Raw genomic sequence first — 15,434 nt, 5'->3', positions numbered from 1 at the left:
TGGTAACGAACTGGTTCGTTTGACGATCCCCGGTCGGCATGCCACGCTCATTAAACCGAACCATCTAGTTCGTTCGACGTGGAGATGTGTGATGCCCCGGAACGATCCGCCCGCCCCGGACCCCAGGGGCGTCGGGCGGAAGCTGCCCCTGATCATGGCACTGGCCTGCGGTGTCAGTGTCGCGAACATCTACTTCCCGCAGGCTCTGACGCCGCTCATCGCCCATGGCCTCGGCATCGCCCCGGCCACGGCCGCGGTCGTGGCGACGGTGACGCAGCTCGGCTACGCGGCCGGGATCTTTCTGCTGGTGCCGCTGGGCGACCGCCTTCCGCGCCGTCCGCTGATCACCGGGCTGCTCGCCGTGACCGGGCTCGCCCTCCTGGCCGCCGGGCTCGCCCCGGCCACCGGCCCGCTGCTCGCGGCCGGCACCGTGGTCGGCGTGGCGACGGTGGTCCCGCAGCTCCTGCTGCCCATGGCGGCGGGGCTGGTCGAGCCCGACCGTCGCGGCAGTGTCATCGGCACCCTGCAGGCGGGTCTGATCGGCGGCATCCTGCTGGCCCGCACGTTCGGCGGAGTGCTGGGCGAGCATCTGGGGTGGCGCGCTCCGTACGTCGTCGCCGCCGCCCTCACCGGACTGCTCGCCGTCGTCCTCGGGTTCGCCCTGCCCGCCACCGCCCCGGCGGTGCGGGACCGCTACCCGACGCTGCTCGCCGACACCCTGCGGATGCTGCGCGGCGAGCGGGAGTTGCGGCGCTCGGTGTACTTCCAGGTCACCGTGTTCGGCGGGTTCAGCGCCGCCTGGACCGCGCTGGCCCTGCTGGTCACCGGCCCCACGTACGGCATGGGCACGCAGGCCGTGGGGCTACTGGCCCTGATCGGCGCGGGCAGCATGTTCTGCGCCCCCGCGGCCGGACGCTGGGTCGACCGGCTCGGCGCCGACCGGGTGAACCTGTGGTGCGTCCTGGCCGCGATCGCCGCCGCGGCGGTGCTCACCGCGGGCTCGCTGGGCGGTGCGGTGGGGCTCGTGGCGCTGGCCGCCGGGCTGCTGCTCCTCGACGTGGCGGTGCAGTGCGGCCAGGTCGCCAACCAGGCCCGCATCTTCGCCCTGCGGCCCGACGCCCGCAGCCGGCTGAACACCGGCTATATGACCTGCTCGTTCCTCGGCGGCAGCGCCGGATCGTGGCTCGGCACCCGGGCCTACGTCCAGCTGGGCTGGGGTGCCGTCTGCGCGCTCATCGCAGTCGCCGCGCTCCTCGCGCTCGCCACGTCCCGTCGGCCGTCCGTACCGTCCGCTCCCGTCAGCTGGTTTCTTCGGCGTCCGCGAGCGAAGTATTCCCGGACGCGGCCGAGGACACTGCCGGTCGTGGCGGCGACGTCGCCACCGGACGCAGGGGGTTGCGGCGCGGCCGCGGCGGCTTCGAGGTTGCCTTGGTGACCGTGTACGTCGGGGCGACGCGGAGCACCCGGATGTTGTACGGGGCGAGTTCGAGCGCCAGTTGACTCGTCGCGCCGCGCGCTCCGTGCTTGGACGCGACGTAGGCGACCAGGCCCGGCGCGACGCCCCTGAAAACCGGCGGTCGAGACGATGTTGACAATGACGCCTCCTCGATCGGCGGCGATCACCCACGCGCGACGGTGAAAGTCCCCGGCCCCGCGGGCAGTTCCTCCACCCGGGCCCGCACCCACCGCGTCTTTCCCGCCACTCCGCGCTCGGCGGCCTCGCGACCGGCTTCGGCGATCATCCCGTGGTCCGGGTCCACGCCGACGATGTCGCCGAACGGGTGCGCCAGGCTCGGAGCGAGGGTACCCGGACCGCATCCCACCATGAGCCGCCCTCGCCCGTCGAGCCGCAGGGCCTCGCCGAGCACATCCGCCGGCCCGGGCGCGTACGGGAGCCGCCCGCGCCCGTAGTAGGCGGCCGTGCCGGAGAACAGCGTCTCGTCCCCTTCCCAGGCGGCCACTTCCCACCCACCACCTCTCACGGCGTCGGACGGACGTCAGGTGAAGGTCACCGACACCGGTCCGAGGCCGCTGAAGCGTGCCTCGATCCGCTGCCCGGCGCTGACGAAGGGGGCGCCCGTCATGGTGCCGGGCAGCACCAGGTGCCCGGGCCCCAGGGCGGTGCCGAACTCGGCGAGGGTGCTGGCCAGCCAGGCGACCGCGGCCGCGGGGTGGCCCAGCACCTAGCTCCCGCTGCCCGAGGCGACCCGCTCGCCGTCGACCACCAGGTCGACCAGGACGGCGGCCAGGTCGGGCGCCTCGGCCAGGGGTGTCCAGGCGCCGCAGACCAGACCGGCGGAACTGGCGTTGTCGGCCACCGTATCGGCCAGGGTGATCTTCCAGTCGCGGATCCGGCTGTCCACGATCTCCAGGGCCGGGGCGACCGCCTCGGTGGCGGCGAGGACGTCGTCGACGGTGACGCCCGGTCCGCTCAGCGGCTCGGCGAGCCGGAAGCAGATCTCCGGTTCGATGCGCGGGGCGCAGTAGCGCGCCGCGGATACGGAGCCGCCGTCGCGGTGGACCATGTCGTCCAGCAGGTGCCCGAAGTCCGGCTCGTCCACGCCGAGGAGCCGCCGCATCGCGGCCGCGGTCAGCCCGACCTTGTGGCCGACGACCGTGGCACCGGCGGCCAGGCGCCGGGCGATGTTGTCGCGCTGGACGGCGTAGGCGTCGGCCACGTCGAGGCCGGGCATCAGCTCCGACAGCGGGTCGATCGGCGCCACGCGCCGCTCGGCCTCCCGCAGCAGTCCGCCGGCTTCCTCGCGCTGTGCGTCGGTCAGGGTCATCCCGGGCTCCTCGTTGCCATGCGGCTCGCCCGCGGCGTGGACGAGCCGCGCGTGCAACGCGAAGATATCCCCCGGTGGGCGTCAGACGGTCGTGCACACCTGACCGTTGAGCATGAAGGCGCCGGGAGCGCCCGTGGCGCCGGTGTGATGGGCCTGGTAGCCGATGGTGACGCTCGCGCCCGGGGCGAGTGTGCCGTTGTAGGCGGCGTTGGTGGCGGTCACGGCCCCGCTCGCGGGGCTGTACGTGGCGCCCCAGCCGCCGGTGATGGCCTGGCCGGAGGGCAGGGTGAAGCCCAACTGCCAGCCGTTCAGCGTGCTCGTGCCCGTATTGGTGACGGTCACGGAGGTGGTCAGGCCGGTGCTCCAGGCGCTGGTGGTGGCCGACACCCGGCAGGCGCCCGGCTGCGGCTGGGGCCCGGGGCCGCCCGCGTCCAGGCCGAAGAACGTGATCACTCGGGCCGCCATGCCGCTGGTGACCAGGTTGTGGTCGACGCCCTGAAGGCTGATGGCCTCGACGGGGGCCCGGTCACCGGTGGAGCCGTAGCGGGTGCGGGTCCAGCCGGACTGGGGGGAGTCGGTGCGGGCCGGAGTCTGGCCGACGCCCTGGACGTTCGTCCACTGCTTGATCTCCTCCCCGAAGTTGGGGTAGCGCAGGACGTCGTCCTGCGTTCCGTGCCAGAGCTGCATGCGCGGCCGGGGCCCGCTGTAGCCCGGGTAGGCGCCGCGGACCAGATCGCCCCACTGCTGCGGGGTGCGGGTGATGGCGCCGTTCGCGCAGTCGCTGTTCCACTCCGATCCGTTGGTCGTGGCGAAGCACGCGAACGGCACGCCCGCGAACGCGGAACCGGCCGCGAACACATCGGGGTAGTCCCCGAGCAGGACGTTGGTCATCATCGCCCCGGAGGAGGTGCCGGTGGCGAAGACCCTGCTGGTGTCAGCGCCATAGGTGCGGACCGTCCAGTCGACCATCGACTTGATGCCCACCGGATCGCTTCCCCCGCCGCGGCGCAGCGCTTGCGGTGAGGAGACGTCGAAGCACTTGCTGGCGCGGGTGACGGACGGGTACACGGCGATGAAGCCGTACCGGTCGGCCAGGGAGGCGAACTCGGTGCCGGAGTACATCGCGGGCCCGGATCCCGTGCAGTAGTGCACGACCACCACCACTGCCGGGTTCGGGGCGACGTTGTTCGGGACGTACAGGTACATCTGGAGGTTGCTGGGGTTGGTGCCGAAGTTCTTGATCTCGGTCAGGGCGGCGGTCGGGGCCTTGGTGGTGGCCGTACCGGAAACCGCCGTACCGGAAACCGCCGTACGGGCCGAGGCCGTGGGCGCGCCCAGCAGCATGACCGCCAGTAACGAAGCCAACGCCCCGACGAGGGCGATGAGCACCGAACGCCGTGGTCCTCGCGGGGTGGTGCGGATCGATGGGGACACGTCCTCATCCCTTCCTGATCGCGGTTGCGGATCGATCGTGATCAGGACATGCCGCTGAGATACGCCCCCGCGCGCGGCCTGCCCGCGCAGCATCGTGGCATGAACACACCCGTCATGGAAGCGCTCCCACGGCTGGCACCCCACACGGCAGCGGCACGATGCCCACGGAGCGGCCGTCGTCGTCGAGCCGTCGCCCCATGTGCTTGACGGTGCGCAGGACCAGCGAACGGTCGTCAATGGTCAGGCGGGGCAGCCGCCGGGCCGGATGCGCCTCGAAGGCGTGGACGTCGCCCAGGGCGCGCAGCCAGACGTCGATCACCAGATTGTGCGGGCCCGCCATGACGGAGGCCGGAGAGCACCCGGCTCGTCTACATACGGCCATCGGCGCCGAGCAGTTCCAGGAGCCGCGCGTCCAGCGCGTCCCAGCCCTCGGCGGCCTCGCTCCCCGGCCGGGCCGGCGGGAGCGACAACCCGGGAGTTGGCCGGCCGCGGATGCGCGGTCACCCAGGCGAGCCCGGAGTCGCCTACCGGAAAGCTTTCGTTGTTCAGGGGTGCGGACCGGGTGACTGAACAATCCCGCACCCCGTTGAACTGGGATCACGGCAACGTGATCACAGCACGGAGAGAGGTCATCGGATGTTCACGAGGGAGAGCGCCGCCGACGCCGACCCGGCCGCCGTCCAAGGAGCTGGTGACGTGGGTCGGCGGCATGTGCGAGTCGACGCGCACGCTCACGAAGCTGCGCACGGACAGCACGGCGACTCTGAAGGAGATCCGGGACCCGGACGACGAGATCTTCGCCGAAGCCCGGGCCGCCGGCTACCTCTCCAGGACACAGATGGTGGTGAACGACGTGGACCGGGACCTGAGGAACCTCGACCCGTCGGGTGTCCCCGCGGCCGACCGACTGCTCGACGCCTGGCTGAAGAAGATGAAGCGCGTCGTGCCCCAGCTCGACGAGATGTCCCCGAGTGCGACCTTCACCGAGGCCGAACGCGCTGCCGCGGACATCGACAAGTTCGTCCAGTCCCTCACCTCGCCCGAGCCGGACCTGCCCGCGCTGACGAAGAAGAATCCGCAGCTCGCGGCCGCGCAGCAGCGCGCGAAGCAGTGCGCCCCGGACCGGAAGCCCGCCGAGGAGCCGGACTCGCCCTCGCCCGACCCCGCCCCCACCGGCCCGCTGCCCAAGGCCGCGGACGGCAAGAACACCGCCGCCTGTTCGGACGGCGAGTGCGAGGTGCTGATCACCTCCGCCGCGGACATCACGGCGAACGGGCTCAGCGTGCATGTCACCGCGGGAGACCACTCCGTCACCTTCCGGACGCCGAGCAGCATCATGAACCTCGGTGGACAGAGCGGTGTGGCGAAGTTCGGCGAGACCACGTGTCGGCGTCGGTGTCGGGTACGGGCAGGAACCGGTCGGCGTGGGTGCGCAACGGGTCCGCGCCGGGCGTGAGGATGCGTACGGCCGCGGGCGCGGCGTCACCGTCCCCGTCGCCTTCCGCGCGCCGCGGGGTCCGCAGCCGGGGGATCAGTCCGGCGCGCAGCAGCGAGGACTCAGGCCGTACACCTGGATCTTGACGTCGAACTGGTCGGTCCAGAAGTACGGCACCGGGGTGTACGGGCGGCTCTCGCCGAGGATGGCGGCAGCGACGTGGCCCGCCTGCTCGGTGGCGTTGGTGCGGTTCTCCAGCCGCAGCAGGGCACCCAGGCCCTCATGGTGCCAGCGGGCCACGTCCCCGACCGCGTAGACACCGTCCGCGACACGGCACGAGGAGTCGCACACCACCCCGTTGTCGACTTTCAGGCCGCTGCCCGCCAGCCAGTCCGTCGCCGGGGCGGAACCGAACGCCACCACGACCACATCGGCGGGCAGCACCTCACCGGTGGCCAGACACACGCCCGCCACACGTCCATCCTGTTCGGCCAGCCCGGTGACCGCGGCGCCGAGCCGCAGGTCGACGCCGTGCTCGGCGTGCAGTGCGGCGAGCCGGCCCGCTATGAGCGGGCCGAACTGGCTCTCCAGCGGGGCCGGTTGCGGTCCGGCCAGCGTGACCGACGCCCCCATGGTCCGGGCGGTGGCGGCGATCTCCGTACCGAGCACCCCGTCCCCCACCACCACGACACGCGAGGCGCCCAACAGCCCGGCCCGCAGCGCCACCGCGTCATCGAGCGTACGCAGCACATGGACCCCGGCCAGACCGTCCTGTCCGGCGAACATACGGGGCCGCAGCCCAGTCGCCACGACGATCGCGTCAGCCCGCAGCACACGCCCGGACGCGGTGTGGACGGTACGCGCCTCCGCGTCGAGGCCGACAGCCGCATCCCCCAGGACGAACTCGGCGTCCAACGAGGACAGTTGCTCGGGCAGGCGCAGCGTGACGCGGTCCGGTTCCCAGGCGCCGGAAAGGACCTGCTTGGACAGCGGCGGCCGGTCGTAGGGCTGGTGCGACTCGGCACCCAGCACGGTCAGACCGCCCTGGAATCCCTTGCGTCGCAGGGCCTCCGCGGTGGAGAGCCCACCCGCCGAGGCCCCGACCACCAGGACACTGGAGGGAGCGCTCACGCGTCCTCGCTCACCTGGATCGCGCCCGCGGGACACACCTGCACACACTCACGTACCGCATCGTGATGCTCCGCGGAGGGCGCCGCGTCGAGCAGGATCACGATGCCGTCCTCCTCACGCTGGTCGAACACCTCCGGCGCGATCATGACGCAGGTGCCCGCGGCGCAGCACTTTTCGTCGTCCACAGTGACCTTCATCGCCGATGCTCCTTTGCCGATCCGTTGACCCACATAAGTAAACCCGACGATTTAATACAGTCAAGCGGATGGTTTAAGCGATCCTGAGCGATGAACCGGGCGTACCAGCTGGGAGCGCCCAGAGCCTCGAGATGCCCGGTGACCGGGCGGACCGCCGCGCTCACCTGCTCGTCCCGATCAGTCAGACGGCGGCCCAGGCGTCGTCGACCGGGAGGACGGCACCGTTGACGAAGGACGCGGCGTCGGAGGCCAGGAAGACGATGGCGGCGGCCTGCTCCTCCGCCGACCCGTACCGGCCCATGGTGGCGGCGCTCAGCTTGCCGATGACGGCGGGCCCATGGGCTTCCTGGACGGCGTCCACCCGTATACCGGTCAGGGTGGGGCCGGGGGCGATGGCGTTGGCGCGTATGCCCTGGCCCCGGTACATGACGGCCAGGTTCTTCACCAGGCCGACGATGCCGTGCTTGGAGGCGGTGTACGCGGCACCGGCCGTGCTGCCGCGCAAGGCTGCCTCGGACGCCGTGAAGACGATCGACCCGCGTCCGGCGGCGAGCATGTGCGGCAGCGCCGCACGGGTCAGCAGGAACGGCGCCGTCAGGTTGATCCGGATGACCCGCTCCCACTCGGCGTCGTCGGTCTCGCCGAGCGCGGACATACGGTCCATGATCCCGGCGTTGTTCACCAGGACGTCCACGCCACCGAAGGCAGCGACGGCCCGCTCGACCACGGCGTCCACCACCTGCTGATCGCTCAGATCACCGACGACCGCCAGGGCGCTTCCCCCGGCGGCCTCGACCTCCCCCACGGCCTCCTCCGCACCCGCCCGGTCGACATCCGCGACCAGCACCTTCGCGCCTGCCCGCGCGAATTGCAGCGCCGCGGCCCTGCCGATGCCGGACGCGGCGCCGGTGACGACGACACTCCGGCCTTCAAGACCCGTACCGCTCATATGACCGCCTTCTCCCTGTGTCCCGTCTTCAACTGCCATACCGTTCCCTCCCCATTGGCCGAGAGCAGGAGCGAGCCGTCCGGACCGCTGGCGAGCCCGGCGAACGGGCGGGGAGCGCCGACGATGCCGTGGGTGAAGAGCGCGGGCGCGGTCCGGGTAGCGGTGCCCGGGGGCTGTCCGACCGGCAAGTCCTCGGCTTCGGTCCGGCGCTCCCCCGTGCTCAGCGAGATCGCCGTCAGCCTGCGCGGCCCGGTCTCCACCGTGAACAGCGTGTCGCCGAGGACTGCCAGCCCGTGGGGCGCACCGAGGCCGTCCGCGACGACCGTCGTCGTCCCGTCCCCGCCGATCCGGAGGACGGCCCCGAGCCGGTCGTCGCTCACATGGCAGCGCCCCACGGTGTCGAAGGCCACGTCCACCGGATGGCCGAGCCCTTCGGCGAGGACGGTGACGGTGTCTCCGTCGTCGATGGACACGACCCGGCCGGCGCCCGCCTCCGCGACGACGAGTGAGCCGTCCGGTCCCACGGTGATGCCGACCGGCTCGTTCAGGCCCGTGGCCCGTTGCCGCGTGGTCCGCCGGCCGGGATCGTGGGTGTGGACGTCGCCGTACTGGGACGTGAAGTGCACGAGTCCGTCGGCGGTGGTCACACCGTGCGCGAAGGGCATCAGGGTGAGCGAGGTGACGCCGCCCGCCCCGCCCGACGCGTCTGCCCCGTCGGCGGCGACCGGATCGCCCTCGTCGGTGAGCGCGGGGCCGGCCAGCCGGTAGTGGTCGGCCACGTACACCGTGCCACCGAGGTCGACCGTCACACCGTACGGGCCGTCGAGGCCGCGGGGGACGACCTCCCGGGTGCGGCCGTCGGGGTGCAGTTCGGTGATGCCGCCGCTGGCGTAGCTGGAGACGAACATGCGGTTCTCCGCGTCGAACGCCGCGTTGTCCAGACCCACCAGGCCGCTGGTGAGAAGCGTGCGCGAACCGCTGCCGTGCAGGTCGATCCGGGTGACGATGCCCTCCACCCCGCGCGAGAGCACATGCAGCTCCCCGCCCTGGTCGAAGCGGACCGCGACCGGCTCGTGCACCTCCTCGGCGACCACCTCGGGCACACCACCGTCGGGCGGGATCCGCCACACCTGGTTCGTCATCATGTGCGGGTAGTACAACCAGCCGTCCGGACCGAGCTGCATCGCGTTGCCGAGGGCGAGCCCTTCGGTGAGCACCACGGGCTCGCCGCCGTCCGGGAACAGCTCCAGCAGCCGGCCGCCGGGCCGCATCTCGTTGACGAAGAGCCGGTCACCGACGCAGGTGATGCCGTTGACCACCTTCACCTCGTCCGAGACCAGGGTGAACGCGCCCTGCGGGCTGCGCCGCCACACGCGGCCGGGGATGAGGTCGGCGATGTACATCGACCCGTCCGCGCCGAAGGCGAGGTCGTCCGGGGACTGCACCGGGCCGTCCATCGGCACGACCACCTCGATGTCCCCGGTGGCCGGGTCCACGGCGCTGATCTGCCCGGCGAGGTACTGGGCCACGTACAGCCGCCCGTCGGGGCCGAAGGCGACGCCGTTCGAACCCCACAGCGGGCTGGGCGGGTTGAGCCGCCGCGCGCGCAGGCGTGAGCCGGAGAGGGCCAGGTCGCCGCCGGTGCCACCGGTGTCGCCGAACCGGTTGTGGCGCGGTGTGTTCACGCTTCCTCCGCCTCGACCAGTACGTCGTCCATGCCACCGCCGGCGCGCCAGTGGCGGAGCAGGTCGTGGAAGGCCACCGGCCCGTCGGCGTACGCGTTGCGCTTCCGGGGCATGCCCTCGTTGTTGTAGTAGCCCGGGGTGCACTCCGCCTGGAACGCGTGCAGGTCAGGTGCGTTGTCCCGGAGAGCGGCCAGCCACGCGTCCTGCGCCGCGGAGGTGGGTTCGACGTACCGGGCGCGGCGCTTGTGGGCCTCGGCGACCATCTCGGCGACGTGGTGGGCCTGTTCGTCCAGGACGTGAACGAAGTTCACGGAGGACGCGTTCTGCAGCGGGCCCAGCTGGAAGAGGTTGGGGAAGCCGTGGGTGCAGAAGCCGTGGAGGGTCTTGGGGCCGTCCGCCCACGCCTCGAAGAGCGCCACGCCTCCCCTGCCGTACACCGGTAGCTGTCCGGAGAGGATTCCGGAGACCCCCACCTCGAAGCCGGTCGCGAAGATGACGCAGTCCACCTCGTACTCGGTGCCGCCGACCACGACAGCGGTTTCCGTCATCCGCTCCACGCCGTGGGTGTCGGCGGTGTCGACGAGGGTGACGTTCGGCCGGTTGAAGGTCTGGAGGTAGTGGTCGCTGAACGTGGGCCGCTTGCACATGTAGCGGTACCAGGGCTTGAGCTTCTCCGCCGTGGCCGGGTCCTGGACGATGGCGTCGACCCGGTCGCGGATCTCGTTCATCTTCTGGAAGTCGGCGATCTCGTACAGCCGTTCCCGGTCCTCGGGGGGTACGTCCGCGTAGGCGTTGGTCGGGATCAGCTTCTCCTGGAGCCGGGCGCTGCTGGTCCAGGAGTCGTTCACCAGGTCCTTGTCCGTGCGCACGCCGGTGACGACCTTCAGGAAGTTCTCCATGCGGCGCCGCTGCCAGCCCGGCTGGAGCGACTCGGCCCACCCGGGGTCGGTGGGGCGGTTGTCGCGCAGGTCGACCGAGGAGGGCGTGCGCTGGAAGACGTACAGGTGCTCGGCGTCCTCCCCGAGGTGGGGCACGACCTGGATGGCGGTGGCGCCGGTGCCGATGAGGGCGACGCGCTTGTCTGCCAGCTTGCGCAGCCCGCCGCCCGCGTCGCCGCCGGTGTAGTCGTAGTCCCAGCGGCTGGTGTGGAAGGTGTGGCCTCGATAGGTCTCGATGCCGGGAATGCCCGGGAGCTTGGCCTGGCTCAGGGTGCCGGTGGAGGTGATCACGTAGCGGGCCCGTATGCGGTCGCCCCGGTCGGTGGCGACCGTCCACTCCAGCTGGTCGTCGTCCCAGCGGAGTTCGGTCACCTGGGTCTGGAAGCAGGCGTCGTCGTAGAGGCCGAAGTGGCGCGCGATGGCCCGCGCGTGCTGCCGGATCTCCTCCCCGGGCGCGTAGCGCCACTTCGGGACGTAGCCGACCTCTTCCAGCAGCGGCATGTAGATGTACGACTCGATGTCGCAGTGGATGCCCGGGTAGCGGTTCCAGTACCAGGTGCCGCCGAAGTCCCCGCCCTTGTCGATCACCCGGATCGACTCCACGCCCGCCTGTCTCAGCCGGGCGGCGGCCAGCAGACCACCGAAGCCGCCACCGACGATCGCCACCTCCACGCGATCGTGCAGCGGCTCTCGCGTGAACCCGGGGTCGGCGTAGGGGTCGTCGGCGTAGTAGCCGAACTCGCCGCCGACGCCCCGGTATTGGGCGCTGCCGTCGGGGCGGACGCGGCGCTCGCGCTCGGCACGGTAGCGAGCGCGTAAGACCTCCGGGTCGAAATCGAGGTCCTGCGGCGGACGGGGCGGGGTGGCGGACATCGGCGTCCCCCTTCCGGTAGCGGACGCCGAAAATCTATCACCCTAAAAATTTATTGGTCGTCGGCCGAAGGCGCGAGCATCCGCGCGAACGTCTCGGCGATCGCCGCGATATCCACCGTCGGGTCGTGCATCCACTGGAGTTGCAGACCGTCCATCACCGCCAGTACCACCCTGGCCAGGTGGTCGGCGGGTTCGTCGGCGCGGATCTCACCGGTCCGCTGCCCCTCCTCGAAGTCCTGCGCGGCCTCCCCCGCGAGGCTCCGGTAGCGCTCGGCGAAGTGGCTGTGCACGGGGCTCTCCGGATCGGTGGCCGCCGCCGAGAGCGTGACGTACAGCTTGGCCAACCCGGGGTGGTCGGTGATGAGGCGGGTGCCCGCCACCATGCCGTCGGTCACGGTCTCGCCGTCCCCGGCGGCACGGGCGAACGCCTTGCCCAGCACGTCCCGCCGCTCCAGGACCGCGAGGAGCAGTTCGTCGCGGGTGGGGAAGTAGTACGTCAGCGCGGGCTGCGTCACCCCGACCCGGGCGGCGATGTCCTGCAGGGAGGCCCGCTCTCCGTACTCGTCGATGGCCTCGTAGGCGGCCTGGAGGATCTGTTCCCGTCGCTCCGCGCTCTTGCGGTACGGGCCCCGTGGCTTTCGCTGATTCGTCACTCTCCCAGACCGTACTTCACCCCCGGCTCACGCCTCGCCGCGCGCCTTCATCACCGCCCTGTTGAGCACCCACAGCCCGATGCCGACGGCCAGCAGCACGCCCGCCCTGATGTACACGTGTGCGGGCCGGTCGGCCAGCGGACTTGCCAGCACCAGGGCCGTGATCGCGCCCAGCACGGGCAGCGGGGTCGGCGTACGGAAGTGCCGGTGTTCGACGCGGTCGCGGCGCAGCACGAGGACGGCGACGTTGACGATGACGAACACGCACAGGAGCAGGAAGGCCGTGGTGTCTCCGAGCCCGGCGATCTCCCCGGTGGACACCAGACCGATGGCGAGGAGGGAGACGAACACGATCCCGACGACGGGGGTGCGGCGCCCGGCGAGCACGCGGCCCATGGCGCGCGGCAGGATGCGTTCGTTCGCCATGCCGTAGCAGAGGCGGGACGCCATCATGACGTTGATCAGGGCCGAGTTGGTGACCGCGAACAAGGCGATCAGCGCGAACAGCTTGGGCGGGAAGTCGAGCCCGCCGACCTCGACGACCTCCAGCAGGGGGCCGCTCGAGCCCTCCAGCACCCGGTAGTCCACGAGCAGGGAGGACACCAGGGCGATCAGGACGTAGAGGGTGCCGGTGACGGCGACCCCGGTGAAGATGGCGCGGGGGAAGGTGCGCCGGGGGTCCTTGGTCTCCTCGGCCATGTTGACGGAGTCCTCGAAGCCGACGAAGGCGAAGAAGCCGAGGGCCGTCGCGCCCAGCACGCTGGTGAGCAGCGCGTAACCGCCGCCCTCCGCCCGGAACTCGCCGAGCCGGGACGGATCGCCCTCCCCGGCCAGCACCGCCCAGGCGCCGGTCACGAGAATGATGAGCAGCCCGGTCAACTCGACCAGCGTGAGCACCACATTGGCCTTCACGGACTCCGACACACCCCGCAGATTGAGCGCGGCCAGGGCGAGGATGAACAGGATCGCGACGAGGGTGGGCGGGAGGGCGTCCGTGAACTCGGCCAGATAGTCGCCGCTGAAGGCCCGGGCCGCCGCGCTCGCCGAGGACAGGCCCGAACACATGACCATGAAGGCGACGATGAACGTCAGAAAGGGCGCCTTGAACGCCTTCTGGGTGTAGAGCGCGGCACCTGCGGCCTGCGGATACTTGCCGACCAGCTCGACATACGAGGCCGCCGTCAGGATGGCCACGACGAACCCGATGACGAACGGCAACCACAGCGCCCCGCCGACCTTGCCCGCCACCTGACCGGTGGTGGCGTAGATCCCCGTGCCGAGGATGTCGCCGACCACGAAGAGGATCAGCAGCTTGGGTCCGATGGCCCGCTTCAGCCGTGTGTCTTCCCCGCTCCCCGGCGCACCGGGGGCATCGGCGGCATCGCTTCTGGCTGCGGGCACGACGGCTCCCCTGGGGCGTTCTGCGGCGAATAAGGTGATTCCTTCCCGGCGGGCCGATGGATGATGCGCTACGGACCGGATCGACCCAAGCCGCCCTCGTCGCCACGTGGATGCCGCTCGACATGGTCCGGGACGGATCTGACGGTAGGTCAATGGGCCGTCGGCGGCGCATGATGGAGGCGCCCGTCCCCTCAGAAGCGAGGTGCCGCGTCTCATGAAGCGCAAGACCAGAATCCTCCTGGCAGGCCTGGCTTCCGTGGGCGGCGTCGCCGCCGCGGGCATGCTGCACAACCGCCGGCCCGATCGCAGGGAACGCCTCCATGTCACGGTCTTCAGCGAGCCCGGCTACAGGGGCCGCAACAAGAGGCTGACCTGGGCCGGAAACGCGCGCGAGGTCGTCCCGCTCAACCGGATACAGCTGCCACGCATCGGCTCGATCAGGCTGGAGCGGCTCGTGTACCGCTTCCAGCCCGACGTGCGGCTACCGAACCCGTACTTCCTGTGGCACGCCCTCACCGAGCGCCCGGACCGCACGGACCCCGAGAGCGGTATAGCCAGCTTCATCGCCATGCATCAGCTCGCCGGCATGTTCTCGGCGGGCCGGTGGGAGCCGGTCCGCGAGTCCCAGGCGCGGTCGGGAGTGCGGCTCTGGGCCGGGCGCCCCGACCGTAAGGCAGCTCCCGGCGAGGCGGCCGCTCCCGGCGCCCAGCCCTGGCACGACGTCCTGGCCAACACACCCGACCTCGGCTCCTGGAGCACCCGCGCCCGCTACCTCGAACTCGGCTACCACGACGAGAGCCGCCCCCGCGGCTGACCGGCGGCGCCCGGCGCGGTGGGTTCGGGCAGGGTGCGGAACAGCAGCCAGCTCAGGGCGGGCATCACGATCAGCGGGGCCAGGGCGGTTCGCAGAGAGGTCGCGTGGGCGACGCTGCCGATGAGCGGGGCGGCCAGGCCGCCGACGTTGACGGTCAGCCCGAGGGTGACCCCGCCGGCGGTGCCGACGCGAGTGGGCAGGCAGTCCTGGCCGAGGGTGACCTGCAGGGAGAACGGGACGTACAGGCCGACGGAGGTCAGCGCCACGAACACGTAGAACGCCGGGCCGGGCACGAACACGATCCCCGCGACGGCGGCGACCGTCACGAGGTACGACCGGTGGGCGACGGTGACCCGGTCCCAGCGGTCGGCCAGATGGCCGCCCAGCACGGAGCCCACCGCGCCGCCGAGGTAGAGCACGAACAGCGCCGCGGTGCCCGCGACCGTGCTGCCACCCGGGCGCGCTTGAGCGTACAGCGAGATGAACGTGCTCAGGCCGATGAACACGATGGACCGGCAGACCACGGCCAGCGACAGCTTCACGAACGAGGCGATGTCCTCGGGGCCCCTCGCCACCGCGGCGCCGGGGCCGCCACGTCCCGGCGTGTCCAGTGCGCGCAGGACGGGCAGGCACAGCGCACTGCCGACGAGCGCCGGTACGGCGAGCAGCGGCGACAGGCGCAGACCGCCGGTGGCGACGACGGCGCCGACCATGAGCGGTGCGGTGGCGAAGCCGAGGTTGCCGCCGAGGGAGAACCAGGCCATCGCGCCGTGGCTGCCCTCGCTGACGCGCCGCGCCACGCGGGCGGATTCGGGGTGGTACGCGGCGACCCCGACGCCGGACACGGCCACGAACGCGAGCGTCCAGCCGTAGGAACCGCTCACCCCGCTCAGGGCGATGCCCAGCCCGCCGAGGACCGTACTCACCGGCAGCAGCCACGGCATCGCCCAGCGGTCGGTGAGCGCGCCGAACACCGGTTGCGCCACCGAAGACAGCAGCGACGCGGCGAGCACCACGCCGGACACCGCGGCGTAGCCGTAGGCGCGCTCGGCGACGAAGAACGGAACGAGCGACGCGACGGCGCCTTGGTAGACGTCCACGCAGGCGTGGCCGACCGACAGCATGATGAGGGATCTCT

The 15,434-nt window shown here is 71.5% G+C and carries 15 protein-coding genes and 2 pseudogenes; 3 read left to right on the top strand and 14 right to left on the bottom strand.

Annotated elements, in window-relative coordinates:
* Positions 1–91: 91 nt before the first annotated feature.
* Positions 92–1,435 (top strand): MFS transporter, encoded by a 1,344-nt coding sequence (locus ACH4SI_RS01920; protein WP_398291458.1) that lies wholly within the window; start codon positions 92–94, stop codon positions 1,433–1,435.
* A 31-nt stretch (positions 1,436–1,466) separates the two neighbouring features.
* Here ACH4SI_RS01920 and ACH4SI_RS01915 read toward each other — a convergent pair.
* From ACH4SI_RS01915 to ACH4SI_RS01890, 6 genes and pseudogenes are all read right to left on the bottom strand, one after another.
* Positions 1,467–1,595 (bottom strand): annotated as a pseudogene (locus ACH4SI_RS01915) (hypothetical protein); the annotation flags it as partial.
* 33 nt (positions 1,596–1,628) lie between these two features.
* A pseudogene (locus ACH4SI_RS01910) lies at positions 1,629–1,961 on the bottom strand (class I SAM-dependent methyltransferase); the annotation flags it as partial.
* Positions 1,962–1,997: 36 nt separating this feature from the next.
* On the bottom strand, positions 1,998–2,183 hold the full coding sequence (locus tag ACH4SI_RS01905) for a fumarylacetoacetate hydrolase family protein (RefSeq protein WP_398291456.1): 186 nt from the start codon (positions 2,181–2,183) through the stop codon (positions 1,998–2,000).
* Positions 2,184–2,786, bottom strand: a complete 603-nt coding sequence (locus tag ACH4SI_RS01900; protein ID WP_398291454.1) for a 2-keto-4-pentenoate hydratase — start codon at positions 2,784–2,786, stop codon at positions 2,184–2,186. It abuts the gene before it with no gap.
* Positions 2,787–2,867: 81 nt separating this feature from the next.
* Positions 2,868–4,313 (bottom strand): PHB depolymerase family esterase, encoded by a 1,446-nt coding sequence (locus ACH4SI_RS01895; RefSeq protein WP_398291452.1) that lies wholly within the window; start codon positions 4,311–4,313, stop codon positions 2,868–2,870.
* Positions 4,314–4,332: 19 nt separating this feature from the next.
* On the bottom strand, positions 4,333–4,560 hold the full coding sequence (locus ACH4SI_RS01890; RefSeq protein WP_398291450.1) for a hypothetical protein: 228 nt from the start codon (positions 4,558–4,560) through the stop codon (positions 4,333–4,335).
* A 351-nt stretch (positions 4,561–4,911) separates the two neighbouring features.
* On the opposite strand from ACH4SI_RS01890, the gene ACH4SI_RS01885 reads away from it, so the two are divergent.
* The gene (locus tag ACH4SI_RS01885) at positions 4,912–5,676 is read left to right on the top strand and encodes a hypothetical protein (protein ID WP_398291448.1); all 765 of its coding nucleotides are present in this window, start codon (positions 4,912–4,914) and stop codon (positions 5,674–5,676) included.
* Positions 5,677–5,751: 75 nt separating this feature from the next.
* Here ACH4SI_RS01885 and ACH4SI_RS01880 read toward each other — a convergent pair whose 3' ends face one another.
* The 7 genes from ACH4SI_RS01880 to ACH4SI_RS01850 form a co-directional block, all read right to left on the bottom strand.
* Positions 5,752–6,786, bottom strand: coding sequence for an NAD(P)/FAD-dependent oxidoreductase (locus ACH4SI_RS01880; protein ID WP_398291446.1), 1,035 nt, complete (start codon positions 6,784–6,786; stop codon positions 5,752–5,754).
* Entirely contained in the window at positions 6,783–6,983 is a 201-nt protein-coding gene (locus tag ACH4SI_RS01875) for a ferredoxin (RefSeq protein ID WP_398291444.1), read from the bottom strand. The genes ACH4SI_RS01880 and ACH4SI_RS01875 overlap by 4 nt, the downstream gene beginning before the upstream one ends.
* Positions 6,984–7,164: 181 nt before the next feature.
* Positions 7,165–7,932: an SDR family NAD(P)-dependent oxidoreductase gene (locus tag ACH4SI_RS01870; protein ID WP_398291442.1), complete on the bottom strand. Its 768-nt coding sequence runs from the start codon at positions 7,930–7,932 to the stop codon at positions 7,165–7,167.
* Positions 7,929–9,617 carry a hypothetical protein gene (locus tag ACH4SI_RS01865; RefSeq protein WP_398291440.1) on the bottom strand — a complete coding sequence of 563 codons (1,689 nt, stop codon included), beginning with the start codon at positions 9,615–9,617 and terminating at the stop codon, positions 7,929–7,931. The genes ACH4SI_RS01870 and ACH4SI_RS01865 overlap by 4 nt, the downstream gene beginning before the upstream one ends.
* Positions 9,614–11,428 (bottom strand): flavin-containing monooxygenase, encoded by a 1,815-nt coding sequence (locus ACH4SI_RS01860; protein WP_398291438.1) that lies wholly within the window; start codon positions 11,426–11,428, stop codon positions 9,614–9,616. The genes ACH4SI_RS01865 and ACH4SI_RS01860 overlap by 4 nt, the downstream gene beginning before the upstream one ends.
* Positions 11,429–11,478: 50 nt before the next feature.
* Entirely contained in the window at positions 11,479–12,081 is a 603-nt protein-coding gene (locus ACH4SI_RS01855; RefSeq protein WP_398291436.1) for a TetR/AcrR family transcriptional regulator, read from the bottom strand.
* 27 nt (positions 12,082–12,108) lie between these two features.
* Complete coding sequence (locus ACH4SI_RS01850; protein ID WP_398292312.1) at positions 12,109–13,416, bottom strand: APC family permease; 1,308 nt, start codon at positions 13,414–13,416, stop codon at positions 12,109–12,111.
* A 280-nt stretch (positions 13,417–13,696) separates the two neighbouring features.
* Here ACH4SI_RS01850 and ACH4SI_RS01845 point away from each other — a divergent pair, with 280 nt between their 5' ends.
* Positions 13,697–14,296, top strand: a complete 600-nt coding sequence (locus tag ACH4SI_RS01845; protein WP_398291435.1) for a hypothetical protein — start codon at positions 13,697–13,699, stop codon at positions 14,294–14,296.
* Here the strand turns inward: ACH4SI_RS01845 and ACH4SI_RS01840 are convergent.
* Positions 14,266–15,420 (bottom strand): MFS transporter, encoded by a 1,155-nt coding sequence (locus ACH4SI_RS01840; protein WP_398292310.1) that lies wholly within the window; start codon positions 15,418–15,420, stop codon positions 14,266–14,268. The two genes, ACH4SI_RS01845 and ACH4SI_RS01840, sit on opposite strands and share 31 nt — an antisense overlap.
* Between the last annotated feature and the right edge of the window lie 14 nt (positions 15,421–15,434).

Origin of the sequence: Streptomyces sp. NPDC021212, from assembly GCF_044332925.1 — a bacterium.
Classification (GTDB): Bacteria; Actinomycetota; Actinomycetes; order Streptomycetales; family Streptomycetaceae; genus Streptomyces.
This window is presented reverse-complemented; position numbering and strand designations above follow the sequence as displayed.